Genomic DNA, 18,382 nt, shown 5'->3' with positions numbered 1-18,382 from the left:
CGGAGGCGGCAGCACCGGTCAGCTCGGTTCGGCGAAATGGCTCGGCAGCAGCGCGTTGACGATCCCGCCGTCGACGGTCAGCGTTTCGCCGATCGTGTAATCGCCCGCACGGCTGGCGAGATAGACCGCGGTCCCGCCCATATCGAACTTGTCGCCCACGCGCTTCGACGGAATGCCCGCTGCGCTCGCATCCTCGTGATCGCGTGCCGCGCGGTTCATGTTCGACGGGAAAGCGCCGGGCGCCAGGCTGGTGACATAGACGTGATCCTTGACCAGCCGCGCCGCCATGCGCCGCGTCAAATGGATCAGCGCGGCCTTCGACGCCTGGTAGCTGTAGGTTTCCCACGGATTGACGCGCTGGCCGTCGATCGAGGTGATGTTGATGACCTTGCCCGGCTTGTCCGCGCTGGCCCCGGCCGTCAGCAGCTTGTGCAGCTTCTGCGTGAGGAAGAACGGCGTCTTGACGTTGAGGTCCATCACCTTGTCCCAGCCGGCTTCGGGGAATTCGAGATAGTCGACACCCCAGGCCGCGCCGGCATTGTTGACGAGAATGTCGAGCTGGCTTTCGCGGCCCGACAATTCCTCGACCAGCGCCTCGATCCCCTCGATGGTGGACAGGTCTCCCTGAATGCCGATCACCTTGTCGCCCAGTTCGGCGCAGGTTTCCTCGATTTCATTGATCTTGCGCGCGCTGATATAGACGCGGTCGATGCCCGCGGCGAGGAAGCCCTCGACGATCATCTTGCCGATGCCGCGGCTGCCGCCGGTGACAAGCGCGACGCGCCCCTTGAGGCTGAACAGGTCTTCTAGGTTCATTTAATTCTCTCCCACTTCAGTCATTGCGAGGAGCCGCAGGCGACGCGGCAATCCATCGTGCCGCTCCCTGGATTGCTTCGCTCCCCTCCCAATGACTGGGTTTGGTGCTGGTTCTGGTTCTAGTAGCCGCTGAGCTCCGCGACGCGCCCGGCGTGGTAATACTGGTCGCCGAGGAATTCCTGCAGCGCGCGGTCCCGCTTCATGTACAGGCCGATGTCGTATTCGTCGGTCATACCGATACCGCCATGCATCTGGACGCCCTCGCGCACTGCGAGCCCGGCGACCTTGGCGACCTTGGCCTTGGCGACCGAGGCCATCAGATCGGCGCGCTCGCTGCCACCGTCGACCAGCTGCGCCGCCTTGACAGTAACTGCCCGGGCGATCTCGACTTCGGAATAGAGATGCGCGGCGCGATGCTGCAGCGCCTGGAATTCGCCGATGACCTTGCCGAACTGCTTGCGCTGCTTGAGGTAATCGACGGTCATGTCCATCGCCCCCCCGGCCACGCCGACACCCTCGGCAGCCGAGCCGACGCGGCCCGCCACCAGCATGGCATCGAGCACGGCGCGGCCGCCGTCGACTTCACCGATCACGGCATCGCCGTCGAGTTCGACATTGTCGAAAGTGATATGGCTGGCCATCGAACTGTCGACCAGGCGTACGCTGTCGTGGCTCATGCCGGCGGCGTCCTGCGGCACGGCGAAGAGCGTGACGCCGTCCGTGTCGCTATCACTGCCCGAGGTGCGCGCGGCAACGACGATCATCTCGCTGCTGGCACCGTAGAGAACGAAGTCCTTGCGGCCCGACAGCTTGAACCCGTTGCCCGACTTTTCCGCGCGGCAGCCGATCCGTTCGGGGCGGTGCTTGGCGCCTTCGTCGATCGCTACGCCATAGACTTTCTCGCCCGAAACCAGCCCGGGCAGCCAGCGGCCCTTCACGTCGTTGCTGCCATGCTTGAGCGCGGTGGCGGCCAGCACGGAGGAGGACATGAACGGCGACGGCGTCAGGTTGCGGCCGATCTGCTCGAGCACGATATTGGCTTCGACCTGGCCCATGCCGAGCCCGCCGTCGTCTTCATCCACGAGCATTCCAGCGAAGCCCATTTCGGCGAATTGCTGCCACAGCGCATGGCCGAAACCATCCTTGCAGTCGCGGTCGCGCCAATGGCGCAGCTGGTTCTTGATCGAGCCTTCCTCGGCCATGAACTGGCCAGCGGTATCGGCCAGCATCGCCTGGTCGTCATCATAGTAAAGAGGCATCGATCAGGCTCCCGGAAGCTCGAGGATTCGTTTGGAAATGACGTTCAGCATGACTTCGGACGTGCCGCCCTCGATGCTGTTGGCCTTGGTCCGCAGCCAGTTGCGCGCCGGCTTCCCGCCGTCGGTTTCCTCGCTGGTCCATTCGAGCGCGGTCGATCCGCCCGCTGCCATCATCAGTTCGTGGCGCCGCTTGTTGAGCTCAGTGCCGGCGTATTTCATCATGTTCGGCTGTGCGGGGTGCGCCTTGCCGACCTTGACCTCGTCGAGGAACTTCTCGCCCATCGCGCCATAGGCCAGCGCATCGACGTCGAACTGTGCCAGCTCGGCGCGCAGCACAGGATCGATTTCGCCGTTGGAGCGCGTCAGCGCCGCGCCGATCGTCCCGGTGTTGCCGCCATCGGCACCCGATATCATCTCGCGTTCGTGGCCGAGTAGGTATTTCGCCACGTCCCAGCCGCGGTTCACCTCGCCGACCTGGGCGGGCACGTCTTCACCATAGCTCTTGGGCACCTTCACATCGTCGAAGAAGGTTTCGCAGAACGGGCTGTTGCCGCTGATCAGCAGGATCGGCTTGGTCGCCACGCCCTCGCTGGCCATGTCGTAGAGCATGAAGGTGATGCCCTGGTACTTGTTGTCCTTGTCGGTGCGGACGAGGCAGAAGATCCAGTCGGCCTTGTCGGCGTAGGAGGTCCACACCTTCTGGCCGTTGACCACCCAGTGATCGCCCTTGTCCTCGCCATAGGTCTGCAGCGAGACCAGGTCCGATCCCGAACCGGGTTCCGAATAGCCCTGGCACCAGCGGATTTCGCCGCGGGCGATTTCATTGAGGAAGCGCTGCTTCTGGCCTTCGGTGCCGAAATGCAGCAGTGCCGGGCCGAGCATCCAGATGCCGAAGCTGGACAGCGGCGGACGCGCCTTGATCGCGGCCATTTCCTCGCGCAGCACCTTGGCCTGCGCCGGCGTCAGCCCCGCCCCGCCATATTCCTTGGGCCATGCTGGGACCGTGTAGCCCTTCTCGACGCAGGCATCGAACCAGGCCTTTTGCGCATCGTTCTTGAAGGTGGCGTTGCGGCCGCCCCAGTAGATGTCATCCTCGTCCTTGACGGGCTGGCGCATTTCGGGCGGGCAATTGGCTTCGAGCCATGCGCGCGTTTCCGCGCGGAAGGCTTGCAGGTCGCTGTCGGACATTGGCCGAATCCTCTCTTTTTAAAGCAGCGGTATGTTGACGCTTACGTTAGGGTGATTCGGCCCGACTGCGCAAGGGCAGTCGAAACCTGCCCTATTGCCGTAACGTCAGCCGGAATTCGTTGACGCCTTGCCATGCTGCCCTAAGCTGGCAGGCAAGAAATTCGGGGAGAGAGTAGGGATGCGATTCTTGGACAAGACGGTCATCGTCACCGGTGCCGCATCGGGTATCGGCGCCGCCGCCACCGCCCTGTTCGCCAGCGAGGGGGCGACCGTCTTCGCCAGCGACATCGATGTTGCGGGCGGCGAGAAACTGGCCCGCGAAACGCCGGGCGACGTCCGTTTCGTCGAGTGCGACGTCTGCGATCCCGCGGCGATCAAGGCGCTGATGGACCATGCGGCGCAAGACACCGGCGGCATCGATACGCTGTTCAACAACGCCGGGGCGGGCGGCGCCCGCGAAAGCATCGCCGAGATCGAACCCGAAGCCTGGGACCGGACGATGGATCTGCTGCTGCGGTCGGTCGCAATGGGGATCCGCTACGCCGTCCCGCATATGAAGGGGCGCAAGGGAGCCAGCATCGTCAACGTCTCCAGCGTCGCGGCAGTCGGTCCGGGCTATTCCCCGACGACCTATGCCGTCGCCAAGGCCGGCGTGCTGCACCTCACCAAATGCGCGGCGACCGACCTGGCGCAATTCGGCATCCGCGTGAATGCGGTGCAGCCGGGCTTCATCAACACCAACATCTTCACTGCGACGATGGACATTCCCGATGCCGCGAAGGAACAGGCCAAAACGATGATCGCGCAGATGTCGTCGAACGCGCAGCCGGTGGCGCGCGGCGGCCAGTCCGACGATATCGCCCAGGCGGTCGCGTTCCTTGCCAGCGAGCAGGCCGGTTTCATGACCGGCGCCTCGATGGTGGTCGATGGCGGTATCACGCTGGGGCCGCGGCATAGCTGGGATCCGGAGGAAGCCGGTGCATTCGAAGCGCTGATGGCGCTCGAAGAACAGGTCAAGGCGGCACAGCAAAACGCCTGATGCCTTTCGTCACCGGCCCCCTTCCGCAGCGCCTCAAGCTGGTCCACGGCTTCGGTGCCGTCGCCTTCGGGGTCAAGGACAGCGGTTTCAGCTTCTTCCTGCTGCCGTTCTACAATCTGGTGCTGGGGGTCGATGCCAGCACCGTGGGCGCGGCGCTGGCCGCCGCGCTGGTGATCGACGCACTCGTCGATCCGCTGATCGGGCATCTGTCCGACCGCACCTATACGAAATGGGGCCGGCGGCTGCCGTGGCTCTATCTGGCACCGTGGCCGCTGGCGCTGGTGTGGACCATGCTGTGGTCCCCGCCCTTCACGGGCACCCCCGGTTTCTGGGATATCGTCGCGCTGGCGGTGGGCGTGCGGCTGCTGCTGTCGGCCTGCGAAGTCCCCTCGGTCAGCCTAGTGCCCGAGATCACCGACGATTACGACGATCGCACCACGCTGTTCCGCTACCGCTTCCTGTCGGGCTGGCTCGGCGGACTGCTGATGATGGTGCTGACCTTCACCGTGTTCCTGCCCACCCCGCAATCACAGCTGCAGCCCGAAGGCTATGCCAGCTACGGCCTGTTCGGCGCGGCGCTGATCGCGCTGTCGGTGATCGGTTCGGCCGCGGCGCAGCACCGCATCGTCGCGCAGCTGCCCGAACGGCGGCCCCCGCCCTTTTCGATCACCGGCGCTTTTGCGGAAATCTTCGATGCCTTCCGCGAGAAGGCCTTCGTCATTTTCGCGCTGGGCGGGCTGGCGGCCTATGTGCTGCAGGGCATGACGTTCTCGATCACGCAATATGTGAATCTCTACGTCTGGCAGTTCTCCGAACTCGCCTTCCAGCTCTATCCCGCGGTGCTGTTCCTGTCGGTCGTGCTGATGTTCGTGATTGTCGGGCCGCTCCACCGCCGGTGGGGCAAGCCTAAATCGGCAGCGCTGGGCGCATTGGTCGGACTGGCGTTCTATTGCAGCCCCTATGTGTTCTATCTCGCGGGGGCCTGGCCCACCGTGGGCACCACCGCCTCGACCGCGCTGCTCTATGGCTTTCTCGTCTGCGCCAACACCGCCAGCGTGGTGGCGATCATTTCGGCCACGTCGATGGTTGCCGAAATCGTCGAGGCCTTCGAGGAGCGCACCGGGCAGCGCGCCGAAGGTACGTTCTACGCGGGCAACTGGCTGGTGCAGAAATGCGCCACCGGCGGCGGCATCCTGCTCACCAGCCTGATCGTGCAATCGATCGATCTCGCGCCCGGCACGCCGCAGGCCGAGGTTGCGCCCGAAACGGTTCGCCAGCTCGTGTGGCTGTTCATGCTGGCGGCTACGGTGCTCGCCTCTATCGCTGCCTTCTGGCTGGCCCGCTTCCCGATCTCGCGCGAGCAGCACGAGGCGCGCGTTGCCGCCCGGCGCGGCCGCCCGGCCCCGCCCGCCCCCGCCACCCCGGACCCGCTTGACCAGGCAGTCCGCGCAGACCCCGATGCCCATACGATAACACCCTAGAGCTGCGGCGGGGGACTTGGCTTGGAGCGATCCTTATGCCAGTTTCACGGCGCAACCGAATTGAGAGAGAAGAGGACAGACACGATGGATTTCCAACCGACAGAACGGCAAGCATACTGGCGCGACCGGGTGAAGAATTTCATCGACGATCATATCCGCCCCGCCGTGCCGACCTACAAGCAGCAGGACGCCGAAGGCGAACGCTGGAAGGTCATTCCCGTGGTCGAGGAACTCAAGGCGAAGGCCAAGAAGGAAGGGATCTGGAACCTCTTCATGCCGCCGCGCAATGACGGCCATCACCATGTCGAGGAAAGCTTCGAATTCGAAGGCCCCGGCCTGACCAATCTCGAATACGCGCTGTGCGCCGAGGAAATGGGCCGCATCGGCTTCGCCTCGGAGGTGTTCAACTGCTCCGCGCCCGACACCGGCAATATGGAAGTGTTTCATCGCTACGGGACGCGCGCACAGAAGGACAAGTGGCTGACCCCGCTGATGAACGGCGAGATCCGGTCGGCCTTCCTGATGACCGAACCCTATACCGCCAGTTCGGACGCCACGAATATCGAATGCCGGATCGAACGCGACGGCGACGAATATGTCATCAACGGCCGCAAATGGTGGTCGTCGGGCGTCGGCGATCCGCGCTGCAAGGTCGCGATCGTCATGGGTAAGACCGATTTCTCGGCTGGTCGCCATGCCGCGCAGTCGATGATCCTGATGCCGATGGACGCGCCGGGCGTAAACATCCTGCGCCACCTGCCCGTGTTCGGCTATGACGATGCGCCGCACGGCCACATGGAAGTTGAACTCAAGGACGTGCGCGTGCCCGTCGACAACATGCTGCTGGGCGAAGGCCGCGGCTTCGAGATCGCGCAGGGTCGCCTGGGGCCGGGCCGTATCCACCACTGCATGCGCACTATCGGCGTGGCCGAGGAAGCGCTGCACAAGATGTGCAAGCGCCTCCAGGAACGCGAAGCCTTCGGCAAGCCGATCTACAAGCACTCGGTCTGGGAAGAGCGCGTGGCGCAGGCGCGCATCGATATCGACATGACCCGCCTGCTGTGCCTCAAGGCCGCCGACATGATGGACACGGTCGGCAACAAGGCCGCCAAGCAGGAAATCGCCATGATCAAGGTGCAGGCACCCAACATGGCGCTGCGCATCATCGACAATGCGATCCAGGCGCATGGCGGCGGCGGCGTGAGCGACGATTACGGTCTCGCCAATGCCTATGCCCACCAGCGTACGCTGCGGCTGGCCGATGGCCCCGACGAAGTCCACGCCCGCTCGATCGCGCGGATGGAGTTTGCCAAGCACCTGCCCGAGGAAGGCCCCAGCGCCAACGCACTGCGCGACGGCAAGGCCCCGAGCCCGGGCAATGCCAATCTCAGCTCGGGCGACATGGGAGCGACGCGCTGATGGCCAAGGCGGCAATCCTCGAGCAGGTCGGCGGCCTCACCATCGGTGAGGTCGAGCTGGCCGATCCCGCCCCGCACGAAGTGCTGATCGATACCAAGGCCTGCGGCCTGTGTCATTCGGACCTGCATTTCATCGACGGCGCCTATCCGCACCCGCTGCCGGCCATTCCGGGCCACGAGGCGGCGGGCGTGGTGCGCGCGGTCGGCAGCGAGGTGAAAACGGTCAAGCCGGGCGACCACGTGGTCTCCTGCCTGTCCGCCTTCTGCGGCCATTGCGAGTTCTGCGTGACCGGGCGGATGGCCCTGTGCCTGGGCGGCGATACCCGCCGGGCGCAGACCGCCGCGCCGCGCATCACGCGCAATGGCGGCGAGCCCGTTGCGCAAATGCTCAACCTGTCGGCGTTTGCCGAGCAGATGCTGATCCACGAACATGCCTGCGTCGCGATCGACAAGGACATGCCGCTCGATCGCGCGGCCATTATCGGCTGCGCAGTGACCACCGGGGCAGGTGCGATCTTCAATGCCTGCTCGGTCGTGCCCGGCGAAACCGTCGCGGTCATCGGCTGCGGCGGCGTGGGGCTGGCGACGATCAATGCCGCCAAGATCGCCGGTGCAGGCAAGGTCATCGCGATCGACCCGCTGGCGGAAAAGCGCCAGCTCGCCGAAGTGCTGGGCGCAACGCATACGGTCGACGCCATGGCCGACGATGCGGTCGAACAGGTGATGAAGATCACCGGCGGCGGCGTACATCACGCGATCGAGGCGGTCGGCCGTCAGCCATCCGCCGACCTCGCGGTCAAGGTGCTGCGCCGCGGCGGCACCGCGACGATCCTCGGCATGATGCCGCTCGACTGCAAGGTCGGGCTGAGCGCGATGGATCTGCTGTCGGGCAAGAAGCTGCAAGGCGCGATCATGGGGATGAACCACTTCCCCGTCGACCTGCCGCGGCTGGTCGATTTCTACATGCGCGGCCTGCTCGATCTCGACACGATCATTGCCGAGCGCATCCCGCTGGAAAAGATCAACGAAGGCTTCGAGAAGATGAAACAGGGCACTTCGGCCCGCAGCGTGGTGGTGTTCGACTGATGGCGGAAGACCAACCCATCGATTTCGACAAGGAGATGGTCGGCACGGTCGCAGTGCCCGAGGCCGACCAGCTCGACCTTGCTGCACTCACGGCCTGGTTCGAAGCCAATGTCGACGGCTTTTCCGGGCCGATCAGCTACACCAAGTTCAAGGGTGGGCAGTCGAACCCGACCTATCGCATCGACACGCCGGACCGCAGCTACGTGCTGCGCCGCCAGCCGTTCGGCAAGCTGCTTCCCAGCGCACATGCGGTCGACCGCGAATACAAGGCGATGCACGCGCTCGGCCCGACCGGCTTCCCCGTGCCCAAGACCTATGGCCTGTGCGAGAATCCGGGGGTCATCGGCAGCAAGTTCTTCGTCATGGGTCTCGCTGACGGGCGGTCCTTGTGGAACGGCTCGCTGCCCAACAACACGCCCGAGGAACGCCGCGCGATCTACAATGCGATGATCGACACCTTTGCCGATCTACACCTGAAGGATCCCGAGGCGATCGGACTGGGCGATTACGGCAAGCCGACCGATTACTGCGCGCGGCAGATCAGCCGCTGGTCGAAACAGTACAAGCTGTCCGAGACCGAGCACATGCCGCAGATGGAACGGCTGATCGAATGGCTGCCCCAGACGATCCCGCCGCAGCACGAATCCAGCGTGGTCCATGGCGATTACCGGCTCGACAACATGATCTTCCACAAGACCGAGAACCGCGTGATCGCGGTGCTCGACTGGGAGCTGTCGACGCTGGGCGATCCGATCGCCGACTTCAGCTATCTCATGCTCAACTGGCACAACCCGCACGATGGCCGCGCGGGCCTGCTCGGCCTCGATCTCGCAGAGCTGGGCATCCCGACGCAGGACGAGGCGGTCGAACGCTATGTCGCGCGTACCAGCTATCCGGTGCCGCCGATGGACTGGTACTTCGCCTACAACCTCTTCCGCCTGGCGGGCATCATGCAGGGCATCAAGAAGCGCGTTATCGATGGCACAGCTTCGAGCGCGCATGCCAAGTCGATGTCCGAACGCGTCGCCCCGCTGGTAGAGCGCGCCTATCACTTCGCCAAGGAAGCGGGGATGGACTAGCGCAGCGGGACTGCTAACGAGCGCTCCGTAATATCAAACGGAGACCAGCATGAGCGCCGACCTCGAAAGCCGCATCACCGCCGCGTGGGAAGACCGCGCCAATGTCACGCCGCAGAGCGCGGATGTGCGCGAGGCGGTCGAAGCGGCGCTGGGCATGCTCGACAGCGGTGAGGGCCGCGTGGCCGAGCCCGACGGCAAGGGCGGCTGGACGGTCAACCAGTGGCTCAAGAAGGCGGTGCTGCTGAGCTTCCGGCTTAACGACAACCGCGTGATGGAGGGCGGCAGCGCCGGCCATCCGGCGTTCGACAAGGTGCCGAGCAAGTTTGCCGGCTGGGACGATGCGGCTTTCCGTGCAGCAGGCTTTCGCGTGGTGCCCGGCGCGGTCGCCCGCGAAGGCGCTTATATCGCGCCCGGCTGCGTGCTGATGCCGAGTTTCGTCAACATCGGCGCCTATGTCGGCAAGGGCACGATGGTCGATACCTGGGCCAGCATCGGCAGCTGCGCGCAGATCGGTGAGAACTGCCATATCTCCGCCGGCGCAGGCATTGGCGGCGTGCTCGAACCGATGCAGGCCAACCCGACGATCATCGGCGACAATTGCTTCATCGGCGCGCGCAGCGAAATCGTCGAAGGCGTGATCGTCGGCGAAGGCAGCGTCGTGGCGATGGGGGTCTTCATCACCCAGTCGACCAAGATCGTCTACCGCGACACCGGAGAGGTCATCCGCGGCCACATCCCGCCCTATTCGGTCGTCGTACCCGGTACCATGCCCGGCAAGGACGGCGGCCCCGGCCTTGCCTGCGCCGTCATCGTCAAGACGGTGGACGCGCAGACCCGCGAAAAAACCGGAATCAACGAACTGCTGCGCGACTGAGCCGCCGGAACATTCGCCCCGACAAAGCGTAAATCTCCCAGATACACGCGGGATCGCGTAATTTTTCAGGGAGTAAAGCTCGATGCACAAGCAAGGCGAAGAAGTTCACGTCACCGACACCGAAGCAAGTGGCGGTTCGAAAGAGGGCGTGGTGCGCTGGGTACTGGCGGGCGGATTGCTGCTGGCAATCCTGTTGCTGTCGGTCACGTGGATCGTGCCTGCCCTGTCGACCGGCGATGTCGAGGAAGAGGGCACCGTCAGCGGCCAGATCTCGTCGATGGAAGGTGAAGGCGACGACACCGACAGCATCGTGACCGATCTTGGCGACGATCAGGTGGCTACCCCCGGCGACCAGGTCACCACCGAAGACGGGCTCGAAGTCGTCGAGAATTGATCGCACGCCAGGGAGAGTTCGCATGAGCAATCCGAACAGCTACCAGACCGACCAGTATGTCGAATGGAACTGGGGTAACGGCAAGGGCAAGGGTCAGGTGAAGGAGCGTTTCGAACGCGAGGTCACCCGTACCCTGCAAGGAACCGAAGTCACCAAAGACGGCGACGAGGACAACCCCGCCTATCTCATCAAACAGGACGACGGCGACGAAGTGCTGAAACGCGGTTCCGAACTGTCGGCGCAAGACTGATGCCTGCACAATCCAAAGCCCAACAACGTGCCGCCGGAGCGGCGCTTTCTGCCAAGCGGGGCGACACCAAGGTGTCCGAACTGCAGGGCGCGTCGAAACAGATGTACAATTCGATGAGCGAAGACGAGCTCGAGGATTACGCATCCACCGATCTCGACGGCCTGCCCGAGCATGTCGACGACGACGATTGACCGTGACCGGTTCGGCCATTTCCTGAACGCTCAAGACGGCGGCGTTTGGGAACGCGCGCTCGATGAACTGCGCCGCGGCACGAAGACGGGTCACTGGATGTGGTTCGTCTTCCCGCAGATTGTCGGTCTCGGCTCAAGCGAGATGGCACGCGCCTTCGCGCTGGCAAACGCCGACGAAGCCGCTGCCTATTTTGCGCACCCTGTGCTCGGCCACCGGCTGCTACAGGCAAGCCAGGCCATGCTCGGCCACGCAGCGGCCATGTCCGCCGCGGAGATCCTTGGCCCGGTTGATACGCTCAAGTTCCGCAGCTCGATGACATTGTTCGAAGCCGCCGGATCGGGCGAGGACGCGCACGTCTTCCGTGCTGCGCTAGACCGGTTCTTCGATGGCAAGCGTGACGAGCTTACGCTCGTCAGGCTCTAGTTATGCCAGCCTGTCAGTCGGCCGCGTCGCGCGGTTCTCCGGCGCGGTATTCGAGCGGCGCCATGTCCGTCACGCTGGCAGCATAGGCTTCGGCCTCGCGCATGACGCGCATCATGTTACGCGAAGCGATCTTCTCCAGATCTTCCTGCGAATAGCCGCGCTGCGCCAGTTCGGCGAACAGTGCGGGATAGCCGGTCACGTCCTCCATCCCGATCGGGCCGGTTGGCATGCCGTCGTAGTCGCCGCCGATCCCGATATGGTCGATCCCCGCCACGTCGCGAATATGGTCGATATGATCGGCCAGATCGGAAATCGTCGACACCGGCTCGCGGTTCTCGGCATCCCATTTCGCCAGCTGCGCCTCGACCGTGTCGGGCAGTCCGGGATAGAGCGCCTCAAGCCGCGCTTCTTCCGCTGCACGCGAGGCCGAATGCTGGCGCAGGTCCTCGGTGATGAACCACGGCAGCGCCACCGCCATCACGATCCCGCCGTTCTCGGGAAGGCGGGCCAGCACGCTGTCTGGCACATTGCGCAGGTGACCGGTGATCGCCCGGGCGCCCGAATGGCTGAAGATGACCGGCGCCTGCGCGACATCGAGCGCGTCTATCATCGCTTCCTCGCTGACGTGGCTGAGGTCGACCAGCATTCCGATGCGGTTCATTTCGCGCACCACATCCATGCCGAAGGCGTTGAGCCCGCCATGCTGCGGCGCATCGGTGGCGCTGTCGGCCCAGCTCAGCGTCTTGCCATGGGTCAACGTCATGTAGCGCGCGCCCATGGCGTACATCTGCCGCAGAACAGCGAGGCTCGAGCCGATCGAATGGCCGCCTTCCATACCCATGAGCGAGGCGATCCGCCCGGCGCCCATCGCCTGTTCGACATCGTCGGCGGTAAGTGCGAGCTGCAATGCGTCGGGATAGCGGGCGATCAGGCGCTTGGTGACGTCGATCTGTTCGACAGTGGCCTGCACTGCCTCGGCTTCGGGCAGGCCGGGGCTGACATAGACCGACCACCACTGCGCGCCCACCATGCCCTGCCGCAACCGGGCAAGGTCCGAATGCATGGCGCTGCGTTCGCTGGTCTGCGTATCGAGCGTGTCGCGGAAATCGAAGTCCCCGATGACATTGCCGAAGCGCGAGCGCAGCTGGATCGGCACGTCGTTGTGGCCGTCCCATACCGGCGCCGCCTCCAGCGCGGCAGCCGCGGTCCGTTCGGCCGCGCTCTGCGCGAGGACAGGTCCCGAAGTTGCGAGGGCAACAGCGGCAGCGGCGAGCAGGAAATGGCGCATGAACGAAAAACCCCTTGATGTATCGCCGCCCGTCCTAGCAAAGAGCAGCCCCATGGGAAGGGGCCATTCACGACCATGACGACCGCCAGCAACGCGCCCAGGCCGGCGCGGTTCGATCGGCCGGCTATTCCGGAAATCCGCGAGGTGCGCGCATGATCCGCGGCGTGCTGCGCTGGGTGCTGGCGGCGTTTTACGCTGCGGCCGGGTATCTGCACCTCGTGCGCCCGGAGCCGTTCCTGTCGATCATGCCGTCTTGGGTGCCCGCGCCCGAAGCGGTGGTGCTGTGGACCGGGGTGGCCGAACTGCTGGGGGCAGCGGCGCTGGTGCAATGGGCGAGCCCGCGCCTGCGCCGTGCGGGGGCGATCGGCCTGGCCGCCTATGCGGTCTGCGTGTTCCCCGCCAATATCCACCATTTCGCGCTCGATATGGCGCGCGGCGATGGCGGGCTCGGCCTCGGCTATCACGTGCCGAGGATGTTCGCGCAGCCGCTGCTGGTGTGGCTGGCGCTGTGGGCCGGCGGCACAACGGACTGGCCGCTGCGCCGCCGGTGACCGCTTAGCTCATGTGCTTCGAGACGGCGCCCGTCATCTTGAACATGGAGATCTGTTCCTTGCCGATCACCGCGCCGAGCTTGTCGTCGGGGTTGATCATGCGGCGATCCTTGGAATCCTGCAGGTCGTTCGCCTTGATGTGATCCCACACCTTGGAGGTGACCTGCGCCCGCGTCATCGGGCCCTTGCCGACCACGTTCTCGAGTTGCGGCGACAGGTTCACCGGCTTCTGCAGTGCGTTGTTCTTGCCAGCCATGACTATTCCTTTCCTTGGCTATGCTTCATTCTACGTCGTCGAGGTCATCCACATCCAGTTCCTCGACCAAATGGCCTTCGAACCGGGCTGTGAGGACCGCGGCGGCGGTCACGTGTCCGTCCAGATTGCGGACGAGATCGTCATGCGTCGCTCCCGGCATCAGTGTCAGCGGGAGATCGGTCGCGAACAGCTGGAACACATAGCGGTGCTCCTCGCCGACCGGCGGATCGGGCAGCAACCATTCCGAATTGCCTTGGGCGTTCTTGCCGGTGCGCGGCGGCGTCTCGCCTTCCATCAGCTTGCCCTTCTGGGCGGCAAGACCCCATACGGTCCAGTGGACATGGCCGCGATCGGCATCTTCCACGACCAGTACCAGTTCCTGTGCGCCGGGGGGCGGCGCGGTCCATTCGAGCGGCGGTGCCACCGCGTCTTCCTCGACCGCGGTGAACGAAGGGTCGAGCTCGCCGTCATGCCTGAAAGCCGCACTGGTCAGCGAGAAGCCGCCGCGCCCGAGCACGCGCTCGTCGGCGACCTTCTCCAGCGTGAGCGTCTGCCCGACGGGTGACCCGCCGACCGCATTTTGAACCCAGGGCGCAGCGCCGCTAGCCATGAAAACTCCTCTGATTTGCGCCCGTGGGGCGTATTCGGCCTGTCTTTAAGGCATAGCTGCGGGCGCTGCACCATCCCGGTCGCCGAAGTTTGCACCGTTTTCGCCTAGATAGCCGGGCGCGGAACACGGGCGCTGCCGGCCCTTGCCCCGCTGCGGAATGCGCGCCATTGATACGCTTCCGGTCCCGAGGCGGGCCCGGATTTCTCGACGGAGCGCCGCGCATGGCCTGCACTTTCCTAACCGCTGCGCCTATCGACCCGTTCACGCCGGATGGCATGGCCAGTGCGCCGAGGTGCTACCGCCACGTCGAGAACCGCGGAGCGGCACGGCCATGACCGAACGCCGCTATGCCACTTTCGCCGAATTCTGGCCGTTCTACCTGCGCGAGCATTCGCGCCGCGGGACCCGTCTGCTGCATTACATCGGAACCACGCTGGTCGTGCTGCTGGGCGTCACCGCGCTGGCCATGCGCGAGCTGCTGCTCCTGCTGGCCCTGCCGCTGCCGGGCTATTTCTTCGCCTGGATCGCGCATTTCGGGCACGAGAAGAACCGCCCGGCCACCTTCACCTATCCGCTGTGGAGCCTGCGCGCGGACTTTCGCATGTGGTGGCTGTGGCTGACCCGCCGGCTGCGGCCCGAACTCGAAGCTGCGGGCGTCGCGCCGCGCTAGGCAAAGGCAGCAGCCAGCGTCGCCAGTCCTAGCCCCAGCGAAAGCGGGACGCGTAGTCGCATCCACCAGCGCGGGGCCAGCGCACCGAGCCGGATGTCGACACCGAGACTGGCGAGTAGCGCTGCGCCAAGCATCACCAGCGACGGCTCCGGCCAGCGCCAGCCCAGCGCCCATGGCAGGAATGCCGCAAGCGCCACCAGGCTGGGCGTGACCGCCGCAATCCACAACCAGCCAAGCGTTCGGCGGCGCTGCGCCGCGGGCGCCGCGGCGGCAATCCCCCACCACATGCCGCCCAGAAACGAGAGGACCAGCGCGGCATAGGCGAAGGCGATCGCCAGCGCCGGTGAGCGCCAGTCCGCCGGCCCGGCATAGAGCACACCGACGCAGGCGAATTGCGGCAGCAGTCCGGCAAGGCCCAGCCAGCGCGGCAGCGAAGGCACAGAGGCCATCCCTACGGCCTCTCGGGACCGGTGAACGGCTGGCTGTCGGTCCAGGCGCAGCCCTGGCGCTGTTCGTTTCCGATCAGCAGCGTGGCAGTGAAGGGATAGGTGCGGTCGCTCATCCCGTCCGAACACGCACCCGGCGTGACCGTGAGATCGAACGCCGCGGTGCCGAGGTCACCACTGATCGCCAGCCCGTTATTCCCGGCAAAGCGGGTCACGGGAAATTCGCGTCCATCAGGCTCTTCCGGTGTGGCATAGCTCGCGATGCCGCCGCCGGCCATGCCGCCCCAGAAGGGCTCGGTCCCGGTGAAATGCACCGTCTCTCCTTCGGCAATGCCGTCGAAGACGCCGGTCGCAAGCGCGCCCGGCGCACCGTTGTCGGCGCCGCCGCAGGCGGGCAGCAGGAGGAAGGCAAGACCAGCGAGGCAGGGGCGGAGCGTCATGCAATTGTCCTATGGGCCTGGATGAAAGCCACCGTTTCGTCCCGCGCGCGGCGGGCTTCGGGGATCGGCAGCAGCATCCACACGTGGAACATGTCTTCGTATTCGCGATAGATATGGTCGGGCATCCCCGGTTGTTCCAGCTTCTGCGCGAGGCGCCGACCGTCGACCAGCAGGATGTCCGAAGTGCCCGAGAAGATCGCCATCGGAGGCAGCCCCTCGAATTCGCCGAACAGCGGGCTGACCCGGGGATCGTCGATTGCCAGTTCGCCGCGGTACATGTTGCCGCAGGCCTCGAGCCCGGCAACCGCCAGCATCCGGTCGCGCTCTTCCATCGCGCGCTGCCCCTCGGCGGTCGCACTCGCGTCGAGCCATGGCGAATAGAGCACCAGGCTGCCGGGCAGGGGCTCGTCCGCCGCCTTGAGCAATTGCGCGAGCGCGAGCGCCATGCCGCCGCCCGCGCTATCACCCATGACCGTGATGTTCGCGGCGCCGTATTGCTCCGTCAGATCGCGGTACAGTGCCTCCATCTTGTCCAGCACTTCGGTGGCGGTGTGTTCGGGAGCGAGCGGATAGATCGGCACCGTTGCCGAGGCTCCCAGCCGCTCGCACAGGTCCATCACCGCGTCCCAGTGCACCGCGGCGATATCCATCACATAGCCCCCGCCATGCAGGTAGAGCAGGTGCGGCGCGCCGGGCTGCGCGCCGCCGATGGGCGTGATCGTGACCACCGGATATCCGCGGGTGGCGAATTCGCTGATGGCAAAGCGCTTGTGCCATTTTGCGCGCGGCCGGACCGGTTTGGCCTGCCGCAGCTTGGCGATCCGTTCGGGCAATTTCTCGCGCTGCGCGAAGAAGCGTTTTACGCCAAGCAGCGGCAAGGCCAGATTGACGAGACGCGCGCGAATGCTGGTCATAGTATTTTCCCCTCAATCCCGGGCCGCGACCGCGTGCAGGCCCGAGGTCCGCCGCAATGTGCGTTCATGCGCAGCTGCCGCGCCGTCGATCCTCGCGGAGACGCTAGCGCGGCAGGCGATGGATACAAGCGCCGAGATGTTTGCGGCAAGAAACCGATCGGGGCGGGAGCGATCTGGCAGTCATGGCCCGGCAAGGGAGTGTAGGAAAGTGAAACGAAAAAGGCGGCCCCGTGAGGGACCGCCTTTCGCAAGTGTCGGGCGGATGCGCTTACTGCGGCATCAGCACGGTATCGATGACGTGGATCACACCGTTCGACGCGGCGACGTCGGTCGCGGTCACGGTGGCGGTGCCGCCCGCTGCGTCGGTCAGGACGACATTGCCGTCGACGACGGTCGCGGTCAGCGTGCCGCCATTGACGGTTTCGATGCTGTAGCCGTCCGCGCCGGCGCCTTCGATCGCCTGCAGCAGCGTGGCGGCATCAACATTGCCGGCAACCACGTGGTAGGTGAGGATGTTGCCCAGCGTTTCGGTGTCGTTGGTCGTCAACTCGGTCAGCGTGGCTTCGGGGATCTTGGCGAAGGCATCGTTGGTCGGCGCGAAGACGGTGAACGGACCGTCGCCCGACAGCGTGGCGCCCAGATCGGCTGCGGTCACGGCGCTGACCAGCGTCGAGAAGGTTTCGTCGCCCTGGGCGACTTCGACCACCGTGCCCGTTTCGGCTTCGGCATTGGCCATCTGGTCGGCAGTGGCGGCGTCTTCATAAGCGACGTTTTCGGCCGGCTCTTCGGCGCAGGCGACGATGGCCAGCGATGCAGCGGAGGCGAGCGCGATGGTGAGCTTGTTCATAGGATCAGTTCCTTGTTCGGTAGTCGTAAGCCTTGGGCAGCCGGCGGTTCCGACTGCTGCTTCAAGATACGAACGCCGCGCCCGACCGGATGTTTCAAAATCGGGCCAAAACATGGCAGGGCGACGCTGCGGTGCGACGAACCGAACGGTTCCGGAAGGCGACCCGTTTCGATGCGCTTATAAACCGATCACACTATCCGCTTTTCATCGCTTCACTCGATCACCGGGCAGGCGTATCTGTCAGTGCATGAAACGCGATCTCTCCAAGACCTTCAGCTTCCTTGCGCTCCACCTGATCGTGGGGTTCACGGTCGCCTATCTGTTCACCAGTTCGTGGATGATCGCAGGCGGGATCGCGCTGGTCGAGCCGCTGGTGAACGCGGTGGTGTTCTTCTTCCACGAACGCGCGTGGGAAAACCGCGATCGGCCCGCGCTGCTCGACGTGCTGGTGCACCGCCACGGCGCCGAGGAACGCTCGCTCCCCGGCTGAACCGCGGCGGCGCGCGGTCATCACATCACCTTGTCGGGACGCGGATCGTGGCTGTGCCGCGCTTCCTTGCCGAAATGCCGTTCGAGCCGCTGCGCCAGCGTGTTCGCCGCCTTGCGCGCGGCATCGTCGACCTTGGCAGCATGCTCGGTCACGCCGATCGCCCGGCCGCCGCGCGGGCGCGCCTCGATCGTGCAGGCCTTGTCGTCCGCCCCGCCCTTGGCACCGTTGTCGTCGCGCACGTGGATCTCGATCCGCGTCAGCCGCTCCTCGAACCGCGCCAGCTTTTCGCGCACGGCGGCCTCGATGCGTTCGGCGACGTTCTCGGTGCCCATCACGCTGCTGTCGGAGTTGAACTGGACCTGCATTGGCAT

The 18,382-nt window shown here is 65.2% G+C and carries 24 protein-coding genes; 13 read left to right on the top strand and 11 right to left on the bottom strand.

Features of this window, described 5'->3' with window-relative positions:
• Nucleotides 1-18 precede the first annotated feature (18 nt).
• The 3 genes from SJY12_RS11860 to SJY12_RS11850 form a co-directional block, all read right to left on the bottom strand.
• The gene (locus SJY12_RS11860) at nt 19-816 is read right to left on the bottom strand and encodes an SDR family NAD(P)-dependent oxidoreductase (RefSeq protein ID WP_050599632.1); all 798 of its coding nucleotides are present in this window, start codon (nt 814-816) and stop codon (nt 19-21) included.
• Between the two features lie 119 nt (nt 817-935).
• Nucleotides 936-2,075 (bottom strand): acyl-CoA dehydrogenase family protein, encoded by a 1,140-nt coding sequence (locus SJY12_RS11855; protein WP_063512869.1) that lies wholly within the window; start codon nt 2,073-2,075, stop codon nt 936-938.
• A gap of 3 nt (nt 2,076-2,078) precedes the next feature.
• On the bottom strand, nt 2,079-3,263 hold the full coding sequence (locus SJY12_RS11850; RefSeq protein WP_050599630.1) for an acyl-CoA dehydrogenase family protein: 1,185 nt from the start codon (nt 3,261-3,263) through the stop codon (nt 2,079-2,081).
• A gap of 178 nt (nt 3,264-3,441) precedes the next feature.
• Here SJY12_RS11850 and SJY12_RS11845 point away from each other — a divergent pair, with 178 nt between their 5' ends.
• From SJY12_RS11845 to SJY12_RS11800, 10 genes are all read left to right on the top strand, one after another.
• On the top strand, nt 3,442-4,302 hold the full coding sequence (locus SJY12_RS11845; protein WP_397505456.1) for an SDR family NAD(P)-dependent oxidoreductase: 861 nt from the start codon (nt 3,442-3,444) through the stop codon (nt 4,300-4,302).
• The gene (locus SJY12_RS11840; protein WP_341859107.1) at nt 4,302-5,783 is read left to right on the top strand and encodes an MFS transporter; all 1,482 of its coding nucleotides are present in this window, start codon (nt 4,302-4,304) and stop codon (nt 5,781-5,783) included. The genes SJY12_RS11845 and SJY12_RS11840 overlap by 1 nt, the downstream gene beginning before the upstream one ends.
• Before the next feature lie 84 nt (nt 5,784-5,867).
• The gene (locus SJY12_RS11835) at nt 5,868-7,202 is read left to right on the top strand and encodes an acyl-CoA dehydrogenase family protein (protein ID WP_050599627.1); all 1,335 of its coding nucleotides are present in this window, start codon (nt 5,868-5,870) and stop codon (nt 7,200-7,202) included.
• Nucleotides 7,202-8,287: a Zn-dependent alcohol dehydrogenase gene (locus tag SJY12_RS11830; protein WP_397505455.1), complete on the top strand. Its 1,086-nt coding sequence runs from the start codon at nt 7,202-7,204 to the stop codon at nt 8,285-8,287. The genes SJY12_RS11835 and SJY12_RS11830 overlap by 1 nt, the downstream gene beginning before the upstream one ends.
• A complete protein-coding gene (locus SJY12_RS11825; RefSeq protein ID WP_397505454.1) occupies nt 8,287-9,366 on the top strand; it encodes a phosphotransferase family protein in 1,080 nt (359 codons plus the stop codon). Before SJY12_RS11830 ends, SJY12_RS11825 begins: the two co-directional genes overlap by 1 nt.
• Before the next feature lie 49 nt (nt 9,367-9,415).
• Nucleotides 9,416-10,240, top strand: coding sequence for a 2,3,4,5-tetrahydropyridine-2,6-dicarboxylate N-succinyltransferase (gene dapD, locus SJY12_RS11820; RefSeq protein WP_063511839.1), 825 nt, complete (start codon nt 9,416-9,418; stop codon nt 10,238-10,240).
• A gap of 82 nt (nt 10,241-10,322) precedes the next feature.
• A complete protein-coding gene (locus tag SJY12_RS11815) occupies nt 10,323-10,634 on the top strand; it encodes a hypothetical protein (protein ID WP_050599623.1) in 312 nt (103 codons plus the stop codon).
• A gap of 22 nt (nt 10,635-10,656) precedes the next feature.
• Nucleotides 10,657-10,884 (top strand): DUF2945 domain-containing protein, encoded by a 228-nt coding sequence (locus tag SJY12_RS11810; protein ID WP_050599622.1) that lies wholly within the window; start codon nt 10,657-10,659, stop codon nt 10,882-10,884.
• A complete protein-coding gene (locus SJY12_RS11805; protein ID WP_397505453.1) occupies nt 10,884-11,075 on the top strand; it encodes a DUF3008 family protein in 192 nt (63 codons plus the stop codon). The genes SJY12_RS11810 and SJY12_RS11805 overlap by 1 nt, the downstream gene beginning before the upstream one ends.
• Nucleotides 11,056-11,499, top strand: a complete 444-nt coding sequence (locus SJY12_RS11800) for a DUF1810 domain-containing protein (RefSeq protein WP_397505452.1) — start codon at nt 11,056-11,058, stop codon at nt 11,497-11,499. Before SJY12_RS11805 ends, SJY12_RS11800 begins: the two co-directional genes overlap by 20 nt.
• Nucleotides 11,500-11,512: 13 nt before the next feature.
• Here SJY12_RS11800 and SJY12_RS11795 read toward each other — a convergent pair whose 3' ends face one another.
• Nucleotides 11,513-12,787 (bottom strand): dipeptidase, encoded by a 1,275-nt coding sequence (locus SJY12_RS11795; RefSeq protein WP_397505451.1) that lies wholly within the window; start codon nt 12,785-12,787, stop codon nt 11,513-11,515.
• A 152-nt stretch (nt 12,788-12,939) separates the two neighbouring features.
• Between SJY12_RS11795 and SJY12_RS11790 the strand changes: the two genes are divergently transcribed.
• Entirely contained in the window at nt 12,940-13,338 is a 399-nt protein-coding gene (locus tag SJY12_RS11790; RefSeq protein WP_269420486.1) for a DoxX family protein, read from the top strand.
• Between the two features lie 4 nt (nt 13,339-13,342).
• Here the strand turns inward: SJY12_RS11790 and SJY12_RS11785 are convergent, their stop codons facing one another.
• Both SJY12_RS11785 and SJY12_RS11780 read right to left on the bottom strand, forming a co-directional pair.
• Complete coding sequence (locus tag SJY12_RS11785) at nt 13,343-13,594, bottom strand: SWIB/MDM2 domain-containing protein (protein ID WP_050599617.1); 252 nt, start codon at nt 13,592-13,594, stop codon at nt 13,343-13,345.
• 25 nt (nt 13,595-13,619) lie between these two features.
• Nucleotides 13,620-14,204 (bottom strand): YbhB/YbcL family Raf kinase inhibitor-like protein, encoded by a 585-nt coding sequence (locus SJY12_RS11780; protein WP_397505450.1) that lies wholly within the window; start codon nt 14,202-14,204, stop codon nt 13,620-13,622.
• A gap of 331 nt (nt 14,205-14,535) precedes the next feature.
• Here SJY12_RS11780 and SJY12_RS11775 point away from each other — a divergent pair, with 331 nt between their 5' ends.
• On the top strand, nt 14,536-14,874 hold the full coding sequence (locus SJY12_RS11775) for an Mpo1-like protein (protein ID WP_397505449.1): 339 nt from the start codon (nt 14,536-14,538) through the stop codon (nt 14,872-14,874).
• On the opposite strand, the gene SJY12_RS11770 is transcribed toward SJY12_RS11775, so the two are convergent.
• The 4 genes from SJY12_RS11770 to SJY12_RS11755 all read right to left on the bottom strand — a co-directional run bounded on the left by SJY12_RS11770 (nt 14,871) and on the right by SJY12_RS11755 (nt 17,521).
• Nucleotides 14,871-15,323 carry a DUF3429 domain-containing protein gene (locus SJY12_RS11770; protein WP_397505448.1) on the bottom strand — a complete coding sequence of 151 codons (453 nt, stop codon included), beginning with the start codon at nt 15,321-15,323 and terminating at the stop codon, nt 14,871-14,873. The two genes, SJY12_RS11775 and SJY12_RS11770, sit on opposite strands and share 4 nt — an antisense overlap.
• A 2-nt stretch (nt 15,324-15,325) precedes the next feature.
• Nucleotides 15,326-15,760, bottom strand: coding sequence for a COG3650 family protein (locus SJY12_RS11765; RefSeq protein ID WP_050599613.1), 435 nt, complete (start codon nt 15,758-15,760; stop codon nt 15,326-15,328).
• Nucleotides 15,757-16,674: an alpha/beta hydrolase fold domain-containing protein gene (locus SJY12_RS11760; protein ID WP_397505447.1), complete on the bottom strand. Its 918-nt coding sequence runs from the start codon at nt 16,672-16,674 to the stop codon at nt 15,757-15,759. The genes SJY12_RS11765 and SJY12_RS11760 overlap by 4 nt, the downstream gene beginning before the upstream one ends.
• A 268-nt stretch (nt 16,675-16,942) precedes the next feature.
• Nucleotides 16,943-17,521, bottom strand: coding sequence for a fasciclin domain-containing protein (locus SJY12_RS11755; protein WP_050599611.1), 579 nt, complete (start codon nt 17,519-17,521; stop codon nt 16,943-16,945).
• 247 nt (nt 17,522-17,768) lie between these two features.
• Between SJY12_RS11755 and SJY12_RS11750 the strand changes: the two genes are divergently transcribed.
• Nucleotides 17,769-18,011, top strand: coding sequence for a DUF2061 domain-containing protein (locus SJY12_RS11750; protein WP_397505446.1), 243 nt, complete (start codon nt 17,769-17,771; stop codon nt 18,009-18,011).
• A 20-nt stretch (nt 18,012-18,031) separates the two neighbouring features.
• Here SJY12_RS11750 and SJY12_RS11745 read toward each other — a convergent pair whose 3' ends face one another.
• On the bottom strand, nt 18,032-18,376 hold the full coding sequence (locus SJY12_RS11745) for an HPF/RaiA family ribosome-associated protein (protein WP_050599609.1): 345 nt from the start codon (nt 18,374-18,376) through the stop codon (nt 18,032-18,034).
• Nucleotides 18,377-18,382 lie beyond the last annotated feature (6 nt).

Origin of the sequence: Qipengyuania sp. R86523 (assembly GCF_044596365.1) — a bacterium.
In the GTDB taxonomy this organism is placed as follows: domain Bacteria; phylum Pseudomonadota; class Alphaproteobacteria; order Sphingomonadales; family Sphingomonadaceae; genus Qipengyuania; species Qipengyuania citrea.
This window is presented reverse-complemented; position numbering and strand designations above follow the sequence as displayed.